Genomic DNA, 13,790 nt, shown 5'->3' with positions numbered 1-13,790 from the left:
CGTCGGCGTTCCAAACCTTGAAGGGGTTTACCGCGTCAATCAGAACGCCGGCAGTACCGCGCCGTTGTACTTCTTCTCGATGAACGCTTTCACTTCCGGGCTGGTCAGGGCTTTGGCCAGTTTCTGCATGGCCACGCTGTCCTTGTTGTCCGGACGAGCGACCAGGAAGTTCACGTAAGGCGAATCGGCACCTTCGATCACCAGTGCGTCTTTAGCCGGGTTCAGACCCGCTTCCAGCGCGTAGTTGGTGTTGATCATGTCCAGGTCGACCTGATCCAGCACGCGCGGCAGCATGGCCGACTCAAGCTCCTTGAACTTGAAGTTGTGCGGGTTCTTGGCGATGTCTTTCGGGGTAGCCAGGGCGTTTTTCGGGTCTTTCAACTCGATCAGGCCTGCCTTCTGCAGCAGGATCAGGGCACGGCCGCTGTTGCTGCCTTCGTTCGGGATGGCGATGGTCGCGCCGTCCTTCAGCTCAGCCAGGGTTTTGACTTTCTTCGAGTAGCCACCGAACGGTTCGACGTGCACGCCGATCACGGTTTCCAGGTGAGTCCCTTTACCTTCGTTGAAGCTTTTCAGGTACGGCAGGGTCTGGAAGTAGTTGGCGTCCAGACGCTTCTGGTCGACCTGCACGTTCGGCTGAACGTAGTCGGTGAAGACTTTGATTTCCAGGTCCACGCCTTCTTTGGCGAGGGTGGGTTTGATCAGCTCAAGAATCTCGGCGTGTGGAATCGGGGTCGCCGCTACCACCAGTTTCTCGCCCGCCTGGGCCAGGCCCGCAGTCAGGGCAGCCGCCAGTGCGGTGAACAACAGAACCTTTTTCATGCAGTGTCCTTATCGAAAATCACAGTCGCTTGTGGCGACGGCTAAATATTGTGGTGCCAGTGAAGTGCTATCGCTGGCGTGAAGCGGACAATACCGGGATTTTTTATTCCCGAACAATATCTTTTATTCACTTTCATATTCCATTTTGTTCATACAGCTCTAGCCCGTGCATTCCCTTGCAGGAGCGAGCCGGCTCGCGATGGTCGTCAACGATAACGTTGGGCACCTGACACCCCGCGGCGCTCTCAGGTTCATCGCGAGCAGGCTCGCTCCTACAGGAGGCCGGTTTGCTTAAGTATTTGTTTCAGGGCGTCTTTTTCGGCGGCAGAACCCTTGGCGAGAATCTGTTGGAGTTGCCGTTCAATTTGCGCCAGTCCTTCGTCCGGCAAATTCAAATGCTCGGGCAAAATCTCGTCGCCGGTGCTCACCAGCAATGCAAAGTGGATGACGTTTTCCAGCTCTCGGGTGTTGCCCGGCCAGGAGTGGCGTTCCAGCACCGCTTGCGCGGCCTCGCTGATCAGCGGTACGGGCAGGTCCAGGCGTTGGCTGTAGATGCCGAGGAAGTATTCGGCCAGCGACAGAATATCGCCCACCCGCTCGCGCAAGGCCGGCAGTTCGAGCTGGCCTTCGCTGAGGTAGTGATAGAGCCGCTCATGGAATTTGCCGGCAGCGACAGCCTGGGCCAGGTCGATGCTGGTGGCGGCCACCAGGCGCACGTCCACCGGGCTTGGCTGGTGCGCGCCGACACGGGTCACTTCGTGGTTTTCCAGGGCAGCGAGCAATTTGATCTGAATCGGCAGCGGTAGATCACCAATCTCGTCGAGGTACAAGGTGCCGCCATTGGCCGAGCCGAACCAGCCGGCGCGGCTGCTGGCCGAGCCGCTGTAACTGCCTGCGGCATAACCGAACAATTCCGCGTCAGCGTAGGTCGGGCTGATGGCGCCGCAATTGACCGAGACAAACAACCCGCCGCGATCGCTGGCGCGATGAATGTGCCGGGCCAGCAACTCCTTGCCGCTGCCGGTTTCGCCTCGGATCAGCACCGAGATCGAACGCGGCGCCAGTTGTTCGAGATCCTGGCGCAGTTGCCGGGAACGCGGATCGACGAACACCAGCGCCTTGGCGCGGATGCTCAAGGGACTTTTTTCAGCATCGGGAAAGGTCAGCAGCGGCTGGCCGAAGGTTTCAAAACTCATGGCAGACTCCCGCCCAAAAACCGCCGGGAGACGGGGGCGTTATTTAAAAATGAAAAAAACCAAAGACTCAGGCGCGACGCAGGGCGTGATGTTCCATGCGGTTTTGCAGACGGTAGAGATAGGCAAAACCCTGCTCCCAGCGTTGGTGACCCGACTTCACATTGATGTGCCCGGCACCCGCCAGAATCCCCGCTTCAGCACCCCAGTTGCGCGCCAGTTCCAGGGCGCGTGGGGCACTGACGGCGGCGTCGTTATCGGAGCTGACGACCTGGCTGGGAAAGGGCAGCAGATCACCAGGAATCGGTGCGAAATTACGCAGGGCCGGCGCACAGGCGGGACGCTCGACGTCCGCCGGCGCGACCAGCAAGGCACCGCGAACCTGCCGCAGAAACTGCACGGGCGCGGTCGCCGCCCAATGCGCGACGGTGATGCAACCCAGGCTGTGGGCGATCAGGATCACCGGCGTGCTGTCGGCGGCAATCGCTTCGGCCAGCGCGGCAACCCAGTCTTCACGACGCGGCGTCAGCCAGTCAGCCTGCTCCACCCGTGCGCTGTTCGGCAGGCTGTTCTGCCAATGGCTTTGCCAATGATCTTCTGGCGATCCTTGCCAGCCCGGCACAATCAGATAGCGAATGGATTCGTTGCGCATGGGGGAGCTCTCCTGCTGCGTGTCTGTTCCTGATCGAGTATAGGGACGGGATTTATATTCGTTAAGGAATAAGAAGCTATTTATTAAGGCCCATATCGAATATGCAACCAATCCTTGTGGGAGCGAGCCTGCTCGCGATAGCGGTACTTCAAACACAGCGATGTCGACTGACACTCAGCCATCCCGAGCAGGCCCCCGCGCCCACAGGGACTGGTGTTTTTGCGCAATAAAAAAGGGGCCGCACCCTGCCAAGGAGACGGCCCCGGAAAATCGGATTTGTCAGTGCTGATCATCAGCGGTGAAGCAATCATTGGCTGAAGCGTTTATCTAATAAAGGAATATTTAATTACTTTATTAGATCATAAAGAAATATATGGTTCAGCCATCAGACTTCCCTGTCCGACTCACACCGTAGCGTCCCTATGGGTCAGATTGATGACGAACATTTGGCAATCCGGTTTCCCGCTCTCAAGCCTCGGCAGCACGCGTCTGCTGCGCTTGCGTTCCCGCCTTGCGCACAAACCGGTTCGCCCGCGCAAACGTGCCGAAATCATTAAACCGAACCCCCATTTCCCGCATCACCTTATGCCCCACCGGCACGGTCAGCTGGCGAATGTAGAACGGTTCCTTCACCACAAAGTGATGGATGCCATGACTGCTGCCGAAGTTGAAGCAGAACGCCTGCAACGGCCAGAGCCACCAGGCGTTCAGCACCTGGCATTGCTGCATCACGTTCCCCGGCTCGATGTCGCCGTAGTAGTGCATGTTCGAGCTGATGAAGTGCAGGCAGAACGTGCGCAGCACGTTCGGGCCGATGATCACCACCGCCGCGATGTCGATCACGCTCATTACCGACAGCGTGGTCGCCGACCATTCAATCGGGGTGCCCAGCAGATGCGCGATGCCGTTTGCGGCGTGGAAGCCGAGAAACGCGTACCACGCGCCCCAGTGCACCAGCGCCAACGGCGCATAGACCTTCAGCGTACGTTTGATGATGCTGAATTTGTGGGCCCAGGTCTTGGCCCGCAACATGCGAATAAACGCCGACATGACGTTGTCGCCGACCATCAGCAACCGCGCAAAACCCCAAGGCTCGCCATTGGTGATCGCACGCTCTTCCATGTCGGTCTCGGAGCCGGAGACCTTGTGGTGGTTGAGGTGCAGGTGACGGCGAATCCAGGGGTTGATGGTGCTGGGTCGCGCCAGCCAGACCAGACCCATCATCAGGTTGTGCGGCACCCGCTGTTTGCGGAAGTACATGCTATGGATCAGGTCGTGCTCAAGTTCGTGGGTCAACGAAGCGAAGAACGCATTGAGCAGCAGGCACGCCCACCAGGCCATGTGCCCGCTGATGTAGAGCGCCGCGCAGCCGATCATCCCGGCCAAGGCGAAAGCCAGGATGCCCGCGCCCAGCGCGTCCTGATGCTTGAGTATCGGGTAGCGCTGACGCAGTTCGACGCCCTTGGCCAACACCACTTCACGAATATGCGCTGATCGCTGCGCTGCATTCAGTCGTTGGGGACTTGCAGAAGTACCGTGCATGCTTCCATCCTCTGGTTATTGATGTTCGCATCCTGCCCGCTTCACACTCCCGAAGCGGTAGCCGTGAACGCCAACCTGTTGACCGGAAGCGCCAATCAGCATGACTGAACCGACCTCCCTCGCCAGCTGGACCCGCGCCCTGCGCAAGCAACTCGACGCCCTGGGCCTCGACAGCACCGCCCTGTGTCGCCAGGCCGGGCTCGATCCGCAATTGATGGACGACCCGAACGCCCGATACCCGTTATCCGGTACCACGCGCCTGTGGGAACTTGCGGTGCAAGCCAGTGGCGACCCGGCGATTGGCCTGCGTGTCTCACGTTTCGTCAGCCCCACCACCTTTCACGCCCTCGGTTATGCACTGGTGGCCAGCGGCAGTTTGCGCGAAGTGTTCGAGCGCATCGTGCGCTATCACCAGGTGGTCAGCGATGCCCTGGAACTGGAACTGACCCGCGGCGAGGATCGTTACCGCTTCCGTCTGAAAGTTCCGATCGGCAATCCGGCCCCGGCCTACGAGGCCATCGATGCGTTCATGGCGATTTATGTGCGCACTTGCCGCAATCGCCTGGGCCGCGACTATGCCCCGTTGGCGGTTTACCTGCGTCGGCCGGAACCTGAAGACCCGCACCATTGGCATAAAGTCTTCCGCTCGCCCGTGCACTTCGGCACCGACGAAGACCGACTGGAATTCGCCCTCGTTGACTTCGACAGTCACCTGGACGACGCCAACCCGGAACTGGCCGAACACAACGAAACCGTGCTCAAGCGCGCTTTGGCGCAACTCAAGCCGTTGACCTGGGAGCGCAAGGTCCGCGATGCCATAGAAGAGCAATTGCCGGAAGGTGAACCCAGCGCCGAGCACATCGCCAAGGCCCTGCACCTGAGCTTGCGCAGCTTGCAACGGCACCTGGCGGATGAGGGTTGTCGGTTCGATACGCTGCTCAATGAAAGCCGCGAGAACCTGGCGCTGCTGCACCTGCGTGATCCCCAGGTTTCGCTGAGCGAGATCAGTTATTTATTGGGGTTTGCCGATACCAGCAGTTTCAGCCGCGCATTCAAGCGCTGGACCGGGATGACGCCGGGGCAGTTTCGGGATGGGTTGCGTTAAGGACGTTGAAATCTTCGCTGGTTTTGCCGGCCTCTTCGCTGGCAAGCCAGCTCCCACAGGCTTTTCGGTTGACCAGACATTTAGGATTCACACAAGCCACTGAGCTGGCTTGCCAGCGATAGCGATTGTTCAGGCACCACAGAAATCACTACCGCCCCTGACCCCGCCGCAACAACTTGCGCACCCGTGCCACCAGCTCACTGACGGCGAACGGCTTGAGCAGGTAGTCATCTTCATGCAGCTCCAGCCCGCGCAGGCGATCCTCGATGCCGTCCCTGGTGGTGAGGAACAGCACCGGCGTTTCACCGAGCTTGCGGATCTGTTGCAGCAGCTGCCAGCCATTGAGCCCCGGCAGCATGACGTCGAGGATGATCAGCTCGTATTCGCCGGACTCAATGAAGCGCCGGCCGTCCATCCCGTTGACCGCCACATCCACCGCATAACTCGCTTCGCTCAAGCCATCGGCCAGGCGCTTGGCAGTCTCGGGTTCGTCTTCCACTAACAGGACACGCATTTGGCACACCTCGATTGTCGTCAGCACAGGCTAGGCGTGTTCGGGGATAAAGCCCACCTTTAAAAGATCGCCAGCACCCGCAACCGTTCGATATCGAGGATTTCGATCTCGCCATAGCCCAGACTCAAGATCCCCTGCCCCTGCAGATCCTTGAGCATTTGATTGGTGGTCTGGCGCGACAACGACAACATTGAAGCCAGTTGCTCCTGGGGCAGTTGCAGGCGCAGGCGTGGCGGGTCGATTTCGCCGTAGCCGTGGGCGATCATCAACAAGCGATGGGCCAGCCGCGTCGAGGCCGGCATCAGGCTCAGCTGTTCGAGGTGGATGAAGGTCAGGCGCAGTTTCTGGCTCATGAGCAAGGCCAGTTGCCGCCAATACTCCGGTTGTTCGCCGAGCAACTTTTGCAGCGCCATTTGCGGGATGTGCAACAGGGTGCAGTTGCCCAGGCCGAACGCATCGTGGGTGCGCGCCTGGCCATCGAACAGACAAATCTCGCCGAACCAGTGCGGCGCCTCCACCAGGCTGAGCAACGCTTCCTTGCCTTGCTCGCTGACCGTGCCAATGCGCACGGCACCTTCGAGCACCGCGTACAGACCACAGGGCGTATCACCCCGCTTGAACAAGCGCTGGCCCGGCGACAGGCGCCGGACCCTGGAGGCGGCCAGCAGACTATCCTGAAAGGAAACAGGCAAATGACTGAACCACTGACCGTGCATCAGGCGTGGACGCCAGACCTGCATATCCATGAAAACTCCTAGAGATTGTCGCCTGGCTGACAGAGTGAGCAATGGCCCCGAGGCATGATCAATCACCCTACAGGAGGAATAACAATGAAAAGCCTCGTTGACCATCTCAGTCAATACGCCGCGTACCACCGTGACCCGCGCAACATCGCCACCCACTTCATCGGCATTCCGCTGATTGTGCTGGCGGTGGCTGTGCTGCTGTCTCGTCCGCAATGGGCCGGGGGCTGGCTTTCACCGGCGGTGCTGGTGTCGTTGGCTTCGGCGTGGTTTTACCTGCGCCTGGAGTTACGCCTTGGCGTGCTGATGACGGTGTTGCTGGGGCTGTGTGTCTGGGCCGGTCATGCGCTGGCGCAGCAAAGCACTGGCATCTGGCTGGCCAGCGGCATTGGAATGTTTGTGGTGGGTTGGGCGATTCAGTTTGTCGGCCATCACTACGAAGGGCGCAAACCGGCGTTCGTCGATGACGTGACGGGGTTGATTGTCGGGCCGTTGTTTGTGGTGGCTGAACTGGCGTTTTTGCTGGGGATGCGCCATGAGTTGAAAGAGCAGATCGAGGCGCGGGCGGGGGGTGTTCGGGTCAATCCGAAGCGTGCGGCTGTTTAGATCGCAATCGCGAGAGGCTCGCCCCCACAATGGATCGGTGTTGAGCACAAAATCTGTGACCGACACCGAACCCTGTGGGAGCGAGCCTGCTCGCGATGCTCTTGCTTTAGAGGTTGGCGACCTTCTGCCAGACCTTCGGCTTGAAGAACAGCGTCTCGCCCTTGGCCAGCCCGATCAGGCTGTCGTGGTCCTTCACCACTTCGGCCTCGATCAAATCGCTCTGCCCTTCGACCTTCAGGGTCACCCGCGTGGTCGCGCCCAATGGACGGATATCGCGCACTTCGGCCGCATGGTGATCTTCCAGTTCATGCCGTGACAGCGACACTTCATGCGGACGGAACAGCACGTGATTGTCCTCGCCCAGATGCAGACGGTTCGAATCGCCGAGGAAGTGATAAACGAAATCGCTGGCCGGGTTTTCGTAGACGTCGCCCGGTGAGCCGATCTGCTCGATCACGCCCTTGTTCATCACCACGATGCGGTCGGCGACTTCCATCGCTTCTTCCTGGTCGTGGGTCACGAACACCGAGGTCAGGTTGATGTCTTCGTGCAGGCGCGCCAGCCAGCGGCGCAGTTCTTTGCGGACCTTGGCGTCGAGGGCGCCGAACGGCTCGTCGAGCAGCAGTACCTTTGGCTCCACCGCGAGGGCACGGGCCAGGGCGATCCGCTGACGCTGGCCACCGGACAGTTGCTCCGGGTAGCGATCCGACAGCCAATCCAGTTGCACCATGTTCAACAGTTCGTGGACTTTGGTCGCAATCTGGCTTTCGCTCGGGCGCTGGTTCTTGGGCTTCATGCGCAGGCCGAACGCGACGTTGTCGAATACCGTCATGTGGCGGAACAAGGCGTAATGCTGGAACACGAAACCGACGTTGCGATCACGCACGTCGTGGCCGGAAACGTCCTCACCGTGGAACACGATATTGCCCTGGTCCGGGGTTTCCAGACCGGCGATGATCCGCAGCAGCGTGGTCTTGCCGCAACCGGACGGGCCGAGCAGCGCCACCAGTTCACCGCTCTGGATGTCCAGGCTGATGTTGTCCAGCGCCTTGAACGCATTGAAATTCTTGCTGACGTTACGCACTTCGATCGACATGAATTATTCCTCCGCGGCGCTGGTGCGCAGGCGGTTAATACGGTTTTCGCTCCACTGCTTGAGCAGCAGGATGAAGAGCGCCAGGATCAGCAACAGGCTCGCCACGGCGAACGCGGCCACGTGGTTGTATTCGTTGTAGAGAATCTCGACGTGCAGCGGCAAGGTGTTGGTCACCCCGCGAATGTGCCCGGAAACCACCGACACCGCACCGAATTCACCCATGGCCCGCGCGGTACACAGCACCACGCCGTAGATCAGGCCCCATTTGATGTTGGGCACCGTGACGTGCCAGAACATCTGCCAGCCATTGGCCCCGAGCAAACGCGCGGCCTCTTCCTCCTGGGTGCCCTGCTCCTGCATCAGCGGGATCAGTTCACGGGCCACGAACGGCACGGTGACAAAAATCGTCGCCAGCACGATACCCGGCAAGGCGAAGACGATCTGGATGTCGTGGTCCTGCAACCATGGGCCGAACAGCCCTTGGGCGCCGAACATCAGCACGTAGACCAGACCGGCAATCACCGGCGACACCGAGAATGGCAGGTCGATCAACGTGACCAGCATGCTCTTGCCACGGAACGAGTATTTGCTCACGCACCATGCCGCGCTGACACCGAACACCAGGTTCAGCGGCACCGAAATCAGCACGGCGATCACCGTGAGTTTCAACGCGGACAGCGCGTCCGGTTCAAAAATCGCGGTGAAGAACGCACCCAGGCCATTCTTCAGGCCCTGGGACACCACGATGAACAGCGGCAGCAACAAAAACAGCGCAAAAATCAGCCAGCCGAGGCCGATCAGGACGCGCCGCGAAGTCGCACTGCCACGACGGGCAGCGTTGGCCGAAGAGGCGGCAGCAATGGACGATTGGGACATGTGTGCGCCTCCTTATGGGGTTTCGATACGGCGCTGCAGCAAGTTGATCAGCAGCAGCAGGACAAAGGAAACCACCAGCATCAGTACACCAATGGAGGTAGCGCCGGTGTAATCGTACTGGTCGAGCTTGACCATGATCAGCAGCGGCAGGATCTCGGTTTTCATCGGCATGTTGCCGGCGATGAAAATCACCGAACCGTACTCGCCGACCCCACGGGCAAAGGCCAGGGCGAAACCGGTCAGCCAGGCTGGCAACAATGCCGGCACCAGAATATGGCGGAAAACCTGCAACGGTTTTGCCCCCAGGCACGCCGCCGCTTCTTCCACCTCACCAGGAATATCGGCCAGTACAGGTTGTACGGTACGTACCACGAATGGAAGTGTTACAAAAGTAAGGGCAAGGGTGATGCCCAGGGGGGTGTAGGCGATCTTGAACCCCAGATCGGCTGCGAACTGACCGACCAAACCGGTGGGGGTGTACAAAGCGGTCAGGGCAATACCGGCCACTGCGGTGGGTAATGCGAAGGGCAAGTCGATCATCGCATCGATGACTTTGCGCCCGGGGAAGGTATAGCGCACCAGCACCCAGGCCAGCAGCGTGCCGATGATGCCGTTGATGATCGCCGCATAGAGCGCTGTGCCGAAGCTGAGCTTCAACGCCGCCAGCACCCGTGGCGCGGAGATGATTGCCCAGAACTGATCCCAGGTGAGTTGAGCGGCATGCACGAACATTGCCGCCAGCGGTATGAGCACAATCAGGCTGAGGTACACCAAGGTGTAGCCCAGCGTCAGCCCGAAGCCGGGTATGACGGGGGAGATACGACGCGACATAAAAGTCCTTGGTTGAGAATGCGCAAAGCCCCGTCGCCAAGATCGGGGCCCGTTGGCCAAAGCCGGTCGGCTAAGGGCTTGAACACCGCAACTTCTGTGGGAGCGCCTGCTCGCGATACCGGTGGGCCAGCCAACATCCCTGTTGTATGTACCGCCATCATCGCGAGCAGGCTCGCTCCCACACGTTGCGCCCTTAACTGACAGGCATCCGGCCGGTTGTCAGGTCTACTTCAGGTTATTGCGCCTGGTAGATCTGGTCGAACACGCCACCGTCGTTGAAGAATTTCGGTTGCGCGGTTTTCCAGCCGCCGAAGTCTTTATCGATGGTGACCAGCTCCAGTTTCGGGAACTGGTTGGCGTACTTGGCGGCCACCTCCTTGTCACGTGGACGATAGAAGTTTTTCGCCGCGATTTCCTGGCCAGCCGGGCTGTACAGGTGTTTGAGGTAGGCTTCGGCGATCTGCTCGTTGCCCTTTTTCTCGGCATTCTTGTCGACCACGGCCACCGGCGGCTCGGCAAGGATCGACAGCGAAGGCACAACGATGTCGAACTTGTCAGCGCCGCCGTCTTCTTTCAGCGCCAGGAAGGCTTCGTTTTCCCAGGCCAGCAACACGTCACCCTGACCGTTGTTGACGAAGGTGATGGTCGAACCGCGAGCACCGGTGTCCAGCACTGGCACGTGTTTGAACAGGGTTTGTACGTATTCCTTGGCCTTGGCTTCGTCACCGCCATTGGCTTTCAGGCCATAGGCCCAGGCGGCGAGGAAGTTCCAGCGTGCACCGCCGGAGGTTTTCGGGTTCGGGGTGATCACCGACACGTCATTCTTGACCAGGTCGCCCCAGTCCTTGATGCCTTTGGGGTTGCCCTTGCGCACCAGGAACACGATGGTCGAGGTGTAAGGCGTGCTCGCCTCCGGCAGGCGTTTTTGCCAGTCGGCCGGGAGGGTCTTGCCGAGTTTGGCGATTTCATCGATGTCGCCGGCCAGGGCCAGGGTCACGACGTCGGCACGCAGACCGTCGATCACCGCCCGCCCCTGCTTGCCCGAACCACCGTGGGACTGCTGGATCTTCACGGTGTCGCCGGCATGGTCCTTCTGCCAGAACTTGATGAATTCAGCGTTGTAGTCCTGATACAGCTCACGGGTCGGGTCGTACGACACGTTGAGCAACTCGTAATCCTTGGCAACCGCGGAACCGGCAAAAAGGGCACTGGCCAGGGCGGCCAAAGCGAACTGACGAATCGACGACATGGTGAAAGCTCCTGGAATTCTTGGGTATTGGCTTTTTTTTATGATCTGGAATCGGATGCTTGCTCAAAGATCGCAGCCTGCGGCAGCTCCCACACAATCCCCCGCAGAAACTGCCGCAGGCTGTGATCTTTTGATTGGTTTCGCTTCAGCCCGGTTTGTTGCCCGGTTGCTGCAAGCGGAATTTTTCCTTGCGTTCGATCTGAACCACCTGGGCGTTGTGGACGGTGATTTCCACTGCGCCAAAACGCAGATCGCGCAGGGCGCTCTGGATTTCACGCAGGATGGTTGCTTCGTCCTGGCCGTCAACGCTACGTAGAGATGCGCTCATGGTGCTGCTCCTTCGACTGAGAGGTTGCCTGGCAGTGGCGGCACTGCTTACGGCGTGAGACCAATAGTAGAGAGGCGCAGATATTCTTAAAAAGACTATTTAAGAATGTTTATATAACCAGAAGACATTATTTGATGGGCAAGGGTTTGCGAGGGGAATTCTGGAGGAGCGAGCTTGCTTGCGATGGACGCGAACGAAAACCAGGGCTGCCTGGATGAACGCGGCGCTTTTGCCACCATCGCGAGCAAGCTCGCTCCTACAGGTTTTGCGCAACAGATTCTTAATGGATTGACGGTGCATGCACCCAATTCAGTTGTCCGGGAGGCACCGGCCGCCCGAACCAGTATCCCTGGCCTAGATGGCTGCCATGTTCAAGCAGGAACGACGCCTGTTCGACCTGCTCGATCCCCTCGGCCTGCACCTGCATTCCCATGCTGTGCGCCAGGGCAATGATCACCCGCACAATGGCCGCGTCGTCTTCGTCCCCCGGCAGCCCGGCGACAAAACCCTGATCGATCTTGAGTTTCTGTACCGGCAGGCGCTTGAGCCGCAGCAGCGACGAATAACCGGTGCCGAAATCATCGATGGCCAGCCGCACACCCAACTCGCGCAGTCTGTGCATTTGCTCAAGCGCGACCTCGGGATCTTCCATCACCGCGCTCTCGGTGACCTCCAGCTCAAGATAAGCCGGGTCCAGTCCGGTTTCGCGCAGCACCTGGGCCACTTGCTGGTACAGCTCACGACCGGCGAACAGGCGCGATGAAACATTCACCGCGACGAACGACAACACCACGCCGGCCTGATGCCACTGGCACATCTGCTGACACGCTTGCTGCATGACCCAGGCGTCGATTTCGGCAATCAGGCCGGTGCGTTCGGCGACGGGAATGAATTCAGCCGGCGACACCAATCCCCGCTCGGGATGCTCCCAGCGCACCAGCGCCTCGACACCGATCAGGCGGCTGGTGGGCAAGTCATGGACCGGTTGGTAGTAAACCCGCAATTGCTGCTGCTCCAGCGCGCGACGCAATTCGAATGCAAGCTCGACCCGTTGCTGGGCGTGGGCCGTCAATTCTTCGGTGTAGAGGGCATAGCCATTGCGACCGGCGCTCTTGGCCTTGAACAGCGCCGAGTCGGCGTTGCGCAATAATTGCTCAGTGCTCAAAGCATCGCCGGGGAACAGGCTGATGCCGATGCTGGTGTTCATGAACAGCTGATGCCCGTCGATAAAGAACGGTTCTTTGAGGCCATCGATGATCCGCTGGGCCAGCGCCGCGGCCTGGACCAGTTGCGGGCAGCTCTCGGCCAACACGGCAAACTCATCGCCCCCGAGGCGTGCCAGGGTAATGCCCGGCCCGAACATCGCGTCTAGACGCTCCGCCACCGCCTTGAGCAATTGGTCGCCGATGGTGTGTCCGAGGCTGTCGTTGATCATCTTGAAGTGATCCAGATCGACCATCAGCAGTGCACAGCCACGCTTGTGAGTCTGTGCCGAAGCCAGCGCCTGTTCGGCGCGATCGGTGAACAGCAGGCGGTTGGGCAGATCGGTCAACGGATCGTGATGCGCCAGGTGCATCAGTTCGTGTTCGGAGTTCTTCATCGCGCTGATGTCGGAAAACACTGCCACGTAATGACTACGCCGTCCCCGCTCGTCGTGAACGATGCGGATGGTCTGCCATTGCGGATAGATTTCGCCGCTTTTTCGACGGTTCCAGATTTCTCCGCTCCACTCGCCGTTACTGTCGAGTGTCGCGAACATCGCCTGATAGAAGGCGGCCGGATGACGGCCGGACTTGAACAAACTGGGCCGCTGGCCCAGCACTTCCTGGCTTTGATAACCGGTGATCTGGATGAAGGCCCGGTTCACATGGACGATCAACCCATCGTGATTAGTGACCAACACGCCTTCACGGGTGCAATCAAACACGGCGGCGGCCTGACGCAGTCGCTCTCGGTCTTCACGGCGCTCACGCAGTTTGGCGCCGATACCGAGACAACGGAGCAATCGCGCCCGGGCAATGAAGACCAACCCGGCACTGATCACCACCCAGACATAACCGTTGATCAGTTGCCATCGCGAAAGCTCGGCAGAACTATCGAAGAAGCTGTTCAATAAATAGCCACTGAGCTGCAGCCATATCAAGGAAAGCAAGAGGTAAAGCAGCGCTGCGCGCGAGGCTTCGCGATAGCTGGCAGACATAAGGCTGTCCATGTCCCTATACAAAAAACGGGA

General features: G+C 59.6%; 14 protein-coding genes and 1 pseudogene. 3 read left to right on the top strand and 12 right to left on the bottom strand.

What is annotated here, in order from left to right:
• Window positions 1–39 precede the first annotated feature (39 nt).
• Complete coding sequence (locus F7R06_RS10475) at window positions 40–822, bottom strand: MetQ/NlpA family ABC transporter substrate-binding protein (protein ID WP_090327789.1); 783 nt, start codon at window positions 820–822, stop codon at window positions 40–42.
• Between the two features lie 199 nt (window positions 823–1,021).
• Between F7R06_RS10475 and F7R06_RS31060 the strand changes: the two are divergent.
• A pseudogene (locus F7R06_RS31060) lies at window positions 1,022–1,099 on the top strand (outer membrane lipoprotein carrier protein LolA); the annotation flags it as partial.
• Here the strand turns inward: F7R06_RS31060 and F7R06_RS10470 are convergent.
• The 3 genes from F7R06_RS10470 to F7R06_RS10460 all read right to left on the bottom strand — a co-directional run bounded on the left by F7R06_RS10470 (window position 1,095) and on the right by F7R06_RS10460 (window position 4,209).
• Window positions 1,095–2,018: a sigma 54-interacting transcriptional regulator gene (locus F7R06_RS10470; protein ID WP_090327787.1), complete on the bottom strand. Its 924-nt coding sequence runs from the start codon at window positions 2,016–2,018 to the stop codon at window positions 1,095–1,097. The pseudogene F7R06_RS31060 and the gene F7R06_RS10470 sit on opposite strands and share 5 nt — an antisense overlap.
• A gap of 67 nt (window positions 2,019–2,085) precedes the next feature.
• The gene (locus F7R06_RS10465; protein WP_047536146.1) at window positions 2,086–2,667 is read right to left on the bottom strand and encodes an alpha/beta hydrolase; all 582 of its coding nucleotides are present in this window, start codon (window positions 2,665–2,667) and stop codon (window positions 2,086–2,088) included.
• A gap of 468 nt (window positions 2,668–3,135) precedes the next feature.
• Window positions 3,136–4,209 (bottom strand): fatty acid desaturase, encoded by a 1,074-nt coding sequence (locus F7R06_RS10460; RefSeq protein WP_090327784.1) that lies wholly within the window; start codon window positions 4,207–4,209, stop codon window positions 3,136–3,138.
• 100 nt (window positions 4,210–4,309) lie between these two features.
• Between F7R06_RS10460 and F7R06_RS10455 the strand changes: the two genes are divergently transcribed.
• Window positions 4,310–5,314: an AraC family transcriptional regulator gene (locus tag F7R06_RS10455; RefSeq protein WP_090327781.1), complete on the top strand. Its 1,005-nt coding sequence runs from the start codon at window positions 4,310–4,312 to the stop codon at window positions 5,312–5,314.
• A gap of 148 nt (window positions 5,315–5,462) precedes the next feature.
• Here the strand turns inward: F7R06_RS10455 and F7R06_RS10450 are convergent, their stop codons facing one another.
• Together F7R06_RS10450 and F7R06_RS10445 are read right to left on the bottom strand one after the other, a co-directional pair.
• Window positions 5,463–5,828 carry a response regulator gene (locus F7R06_RS10450; protein WP_090327778.1) on the bottom strand — a complete coding sequence of 122 codons (366 nt, stop codon included), beginning with the start codon at window positions 5,826–5,828 and terminating at the stop codon, window positions 5,463–5,465.
• Window positions 5,829–5,887: 59 nt separating this feature from the next.
• Window positions 5,888–6,574 carry a Crp/Fnr family transcriptional regulator gene (locus F7R06_RS10445; RefSeq protein WP_090327776.1) on the bottom strand — a complete coding sequence of 229 codons (687 nt, stop codon included), beginning with the start codon at window positions 6,572–6,574 and terminating at the stop codon, window positions 5,888–5,890.
• 84 nt (window positions 6,575–6,658) lie between these two features.
• On the opposite strand from F7R06_RS10445, the gene F7R06_RS10440 reads away from it, so the two are divergent.
• Window positions 6,659–7,177, top strand: coding sequence for an Mpo1 family 2-hydroxy fatty acid dioxygenase (locus F7R06_RS10440; protein WP_090327773.1), 519 nt, complete (start codon window positions 6,659–6,661; stop codon window positions 7,175–7,177).
• Window positions 7,178–7,283: 106 nt separating this feature from the next.
• Here F7R06_RS10440 and F7R06_RS10435 read toward each other — a convergent pair whose 3' ends face one another.
• From F7R06_RS10435 to dibA, 6 genes are all read right to left on the bottom strand, one after another.
• Complete coding sequence (locus tag F7R06_RS10435) at window positions 7,284–8,273, bottom strand: sulfate/molybdate ABC transporter ATP-binding protein (RefSeq protein ID WP_090327770.1); 990 nt, start codon at window positions 8,271–8,273, stop codon at window positions 7,284–7,286.
• A 3-nt stretch (window positions 8,274–8,276) separates the two neighbouring features.
• Complete coding sequence (gene cysW, locus F7R06_RS10430; protein ID WP_090327768.1) at window positions 8,277–9,149, bottom strand: sulfate ABC transporter permease subunit CysW; 873 nt, start codon at window positions 9,147–9,149, stop codon at window positions 8,277–8,279.
• 12 nt (window positions 9,150–9,161) lie between these two features.
• A complete protein-coding gene (gene cysT / locus F7R06_RS10425) occupies window positions 9,162–9,980 on the bottom strand; it encodes a sulfate ABC transporter permease subunit CysT (protein ID WP_090327765.1) in 819 nt (272 codons plus the stop codon).
• A gap of 235 nt (window positions 9,981–10,215) precedes the next feature.
• Window positions 10,216–11,229, bottom strand: a complete 1,014-nt coding sequence (locus F7R06_RS10420; protein WP_090327762.1) for a sulfate ABC transporter substrate-binding protein — start codon at window positions 11,227–11,229, stop codon at window positions 10,216–10,218.
• A 145-nt stretch (window positions 11,230–11,374) separates the two neighbouring features.
• Entirely contained in the window at window positions 11,375–11,557 is a 183-nt protein-coding gene (gene oscA, locus F7R06_RS10415; RefSeq protein WP_007975618.1) for a sulfur starvation response protein OscA, read from the bottom strand.
• 280 nt (window positions 11,558–11,837) lie between these two features.
• A complete protein-coding gene (gene dibA / locus F7R06_RS10410; RefSeq protein WP_090327758.1) occupies window positions 11,838–13,757 on the bottom strand; it encodes a phosphodiesterase DibA in 1,920 nt (639 codons plus the stop codon).
• Window positions 13,758–13,790: the final 33 nt, after the last annotated feature.

Source organism: Pseudomonas moorei (assembly GCF_008801475.1).
Taxonomy (GTDB): domain Bacteria; phylum Pseudomonadota; class Gammaproteobacteria; order Pseudomonadales; family Pseudomonadaceae; genus Aquipseudomonas; species Aquipseudomonas moorei.
The sequence above is the reverse complement of the archived record's forward strand: the minus strand, read 5'-3'. Positions and strand labels throughout refer to the sequence as shown.

Bases quoted from the DNA above. Each gene is read 5' to 3' on its own strand.
- F7R06_RS10475 (WP_090327789.1), bottom strand. From the start codon at position 822: ATGAAAAAGGTTCTGTTGTTCACCGCACTGGCGGCTGCCCTGACTGCG.
- F7R06_RS10470 (WP_090327787.1), bottom strand. From the start codon at position 2,018: ATGAGTTTTGAAACCTTCGGCCAGCCGCTGCTGACCTTTCCCGATGCT.
- F7R06_RS10465 (WP_047536146.1), bottom strand. From the start codon at position 2,667: ATGCGCAACGAATCCATTCGCTATCTGATTGTGCCGGGCTGGCAAGGA.
- F7R06_RS10460 (WP_090327784.1), bottom strand. From the start codon at position 4,209: ATGCACGGTACTTCTGCAAGTCCCCAACGACTGAATGCAGCGCAGCGA.
- F7R06_RS10455 (WP_090327781.1), top strand. From the start codon at position 4,310: ATGACTGAACCGACCTCCCTCGCCAGCTGGACCCGCGCCCTGCGCAAG.
- F7R06_RS10450 (WP_090327778.1), bottom strand. From the start codon at position 5,828: ATGCGTGTCCTGTTAGTGGAAGACGAACCCGAGACTGCCAAGCGCCTG.
- F7R06_RS10445 (WP_090327776.1), bottom strand. From the start codon at position 6,574: ATGGATATGCAGGTCTGGCGTCCACGCCTGATGCACGGTCAGTGGTTC.
- F7R06_RS10440 (WP_090327773.1), top strand. From the start codon at position 6,659: ATGAAAAGCCTCGTTGACCATCTCAGTCAATACGCCGCGTACCACCGT.
- F7R06_RS10435 (WP_090327770.1), bottom strand. From the start codon at position 8,273: ATGTCGATCGAAGTGCGTAACGTCAGCAAGAATTTCAATGCGTTCAAG.
- cysW (WP_090327768.1), bottom strand. From the start codon at position 9,149: ATGTCCCAATCGTCCATTGCTGCCGCCTCTTCGGCCAACGCTGCCCGT.
- cysT (WP_090327765.1), bottom strand. From the start codon at position 9,980: ATGTCGCGTCGTATCTCCCCCGTCATACCCGGCTTCGGGCTGACGCTG.
- F7R06_RS10420 (WP_090327762.1), bottom strand. From the start codon at position 11,229: ATGTCGTCGATTCGTCAGTTCGCTTTGGCCGCCCTGGCCAGTGCCCTT.
- oscA (WP_007975618.1), bottom strand. From the start codon at position 11,557: ATGAGCGCATCTCTACGTAGCGTTGACGGCCAGGACGAAGCAACCATC.
- dibA (WP_090327758.1), bottom strand. From the start codon at position 13,757: ATGTCTGCCAGCTATCGCGAAGCCTCGCGCGCAGCGCTGCTTTACCTC.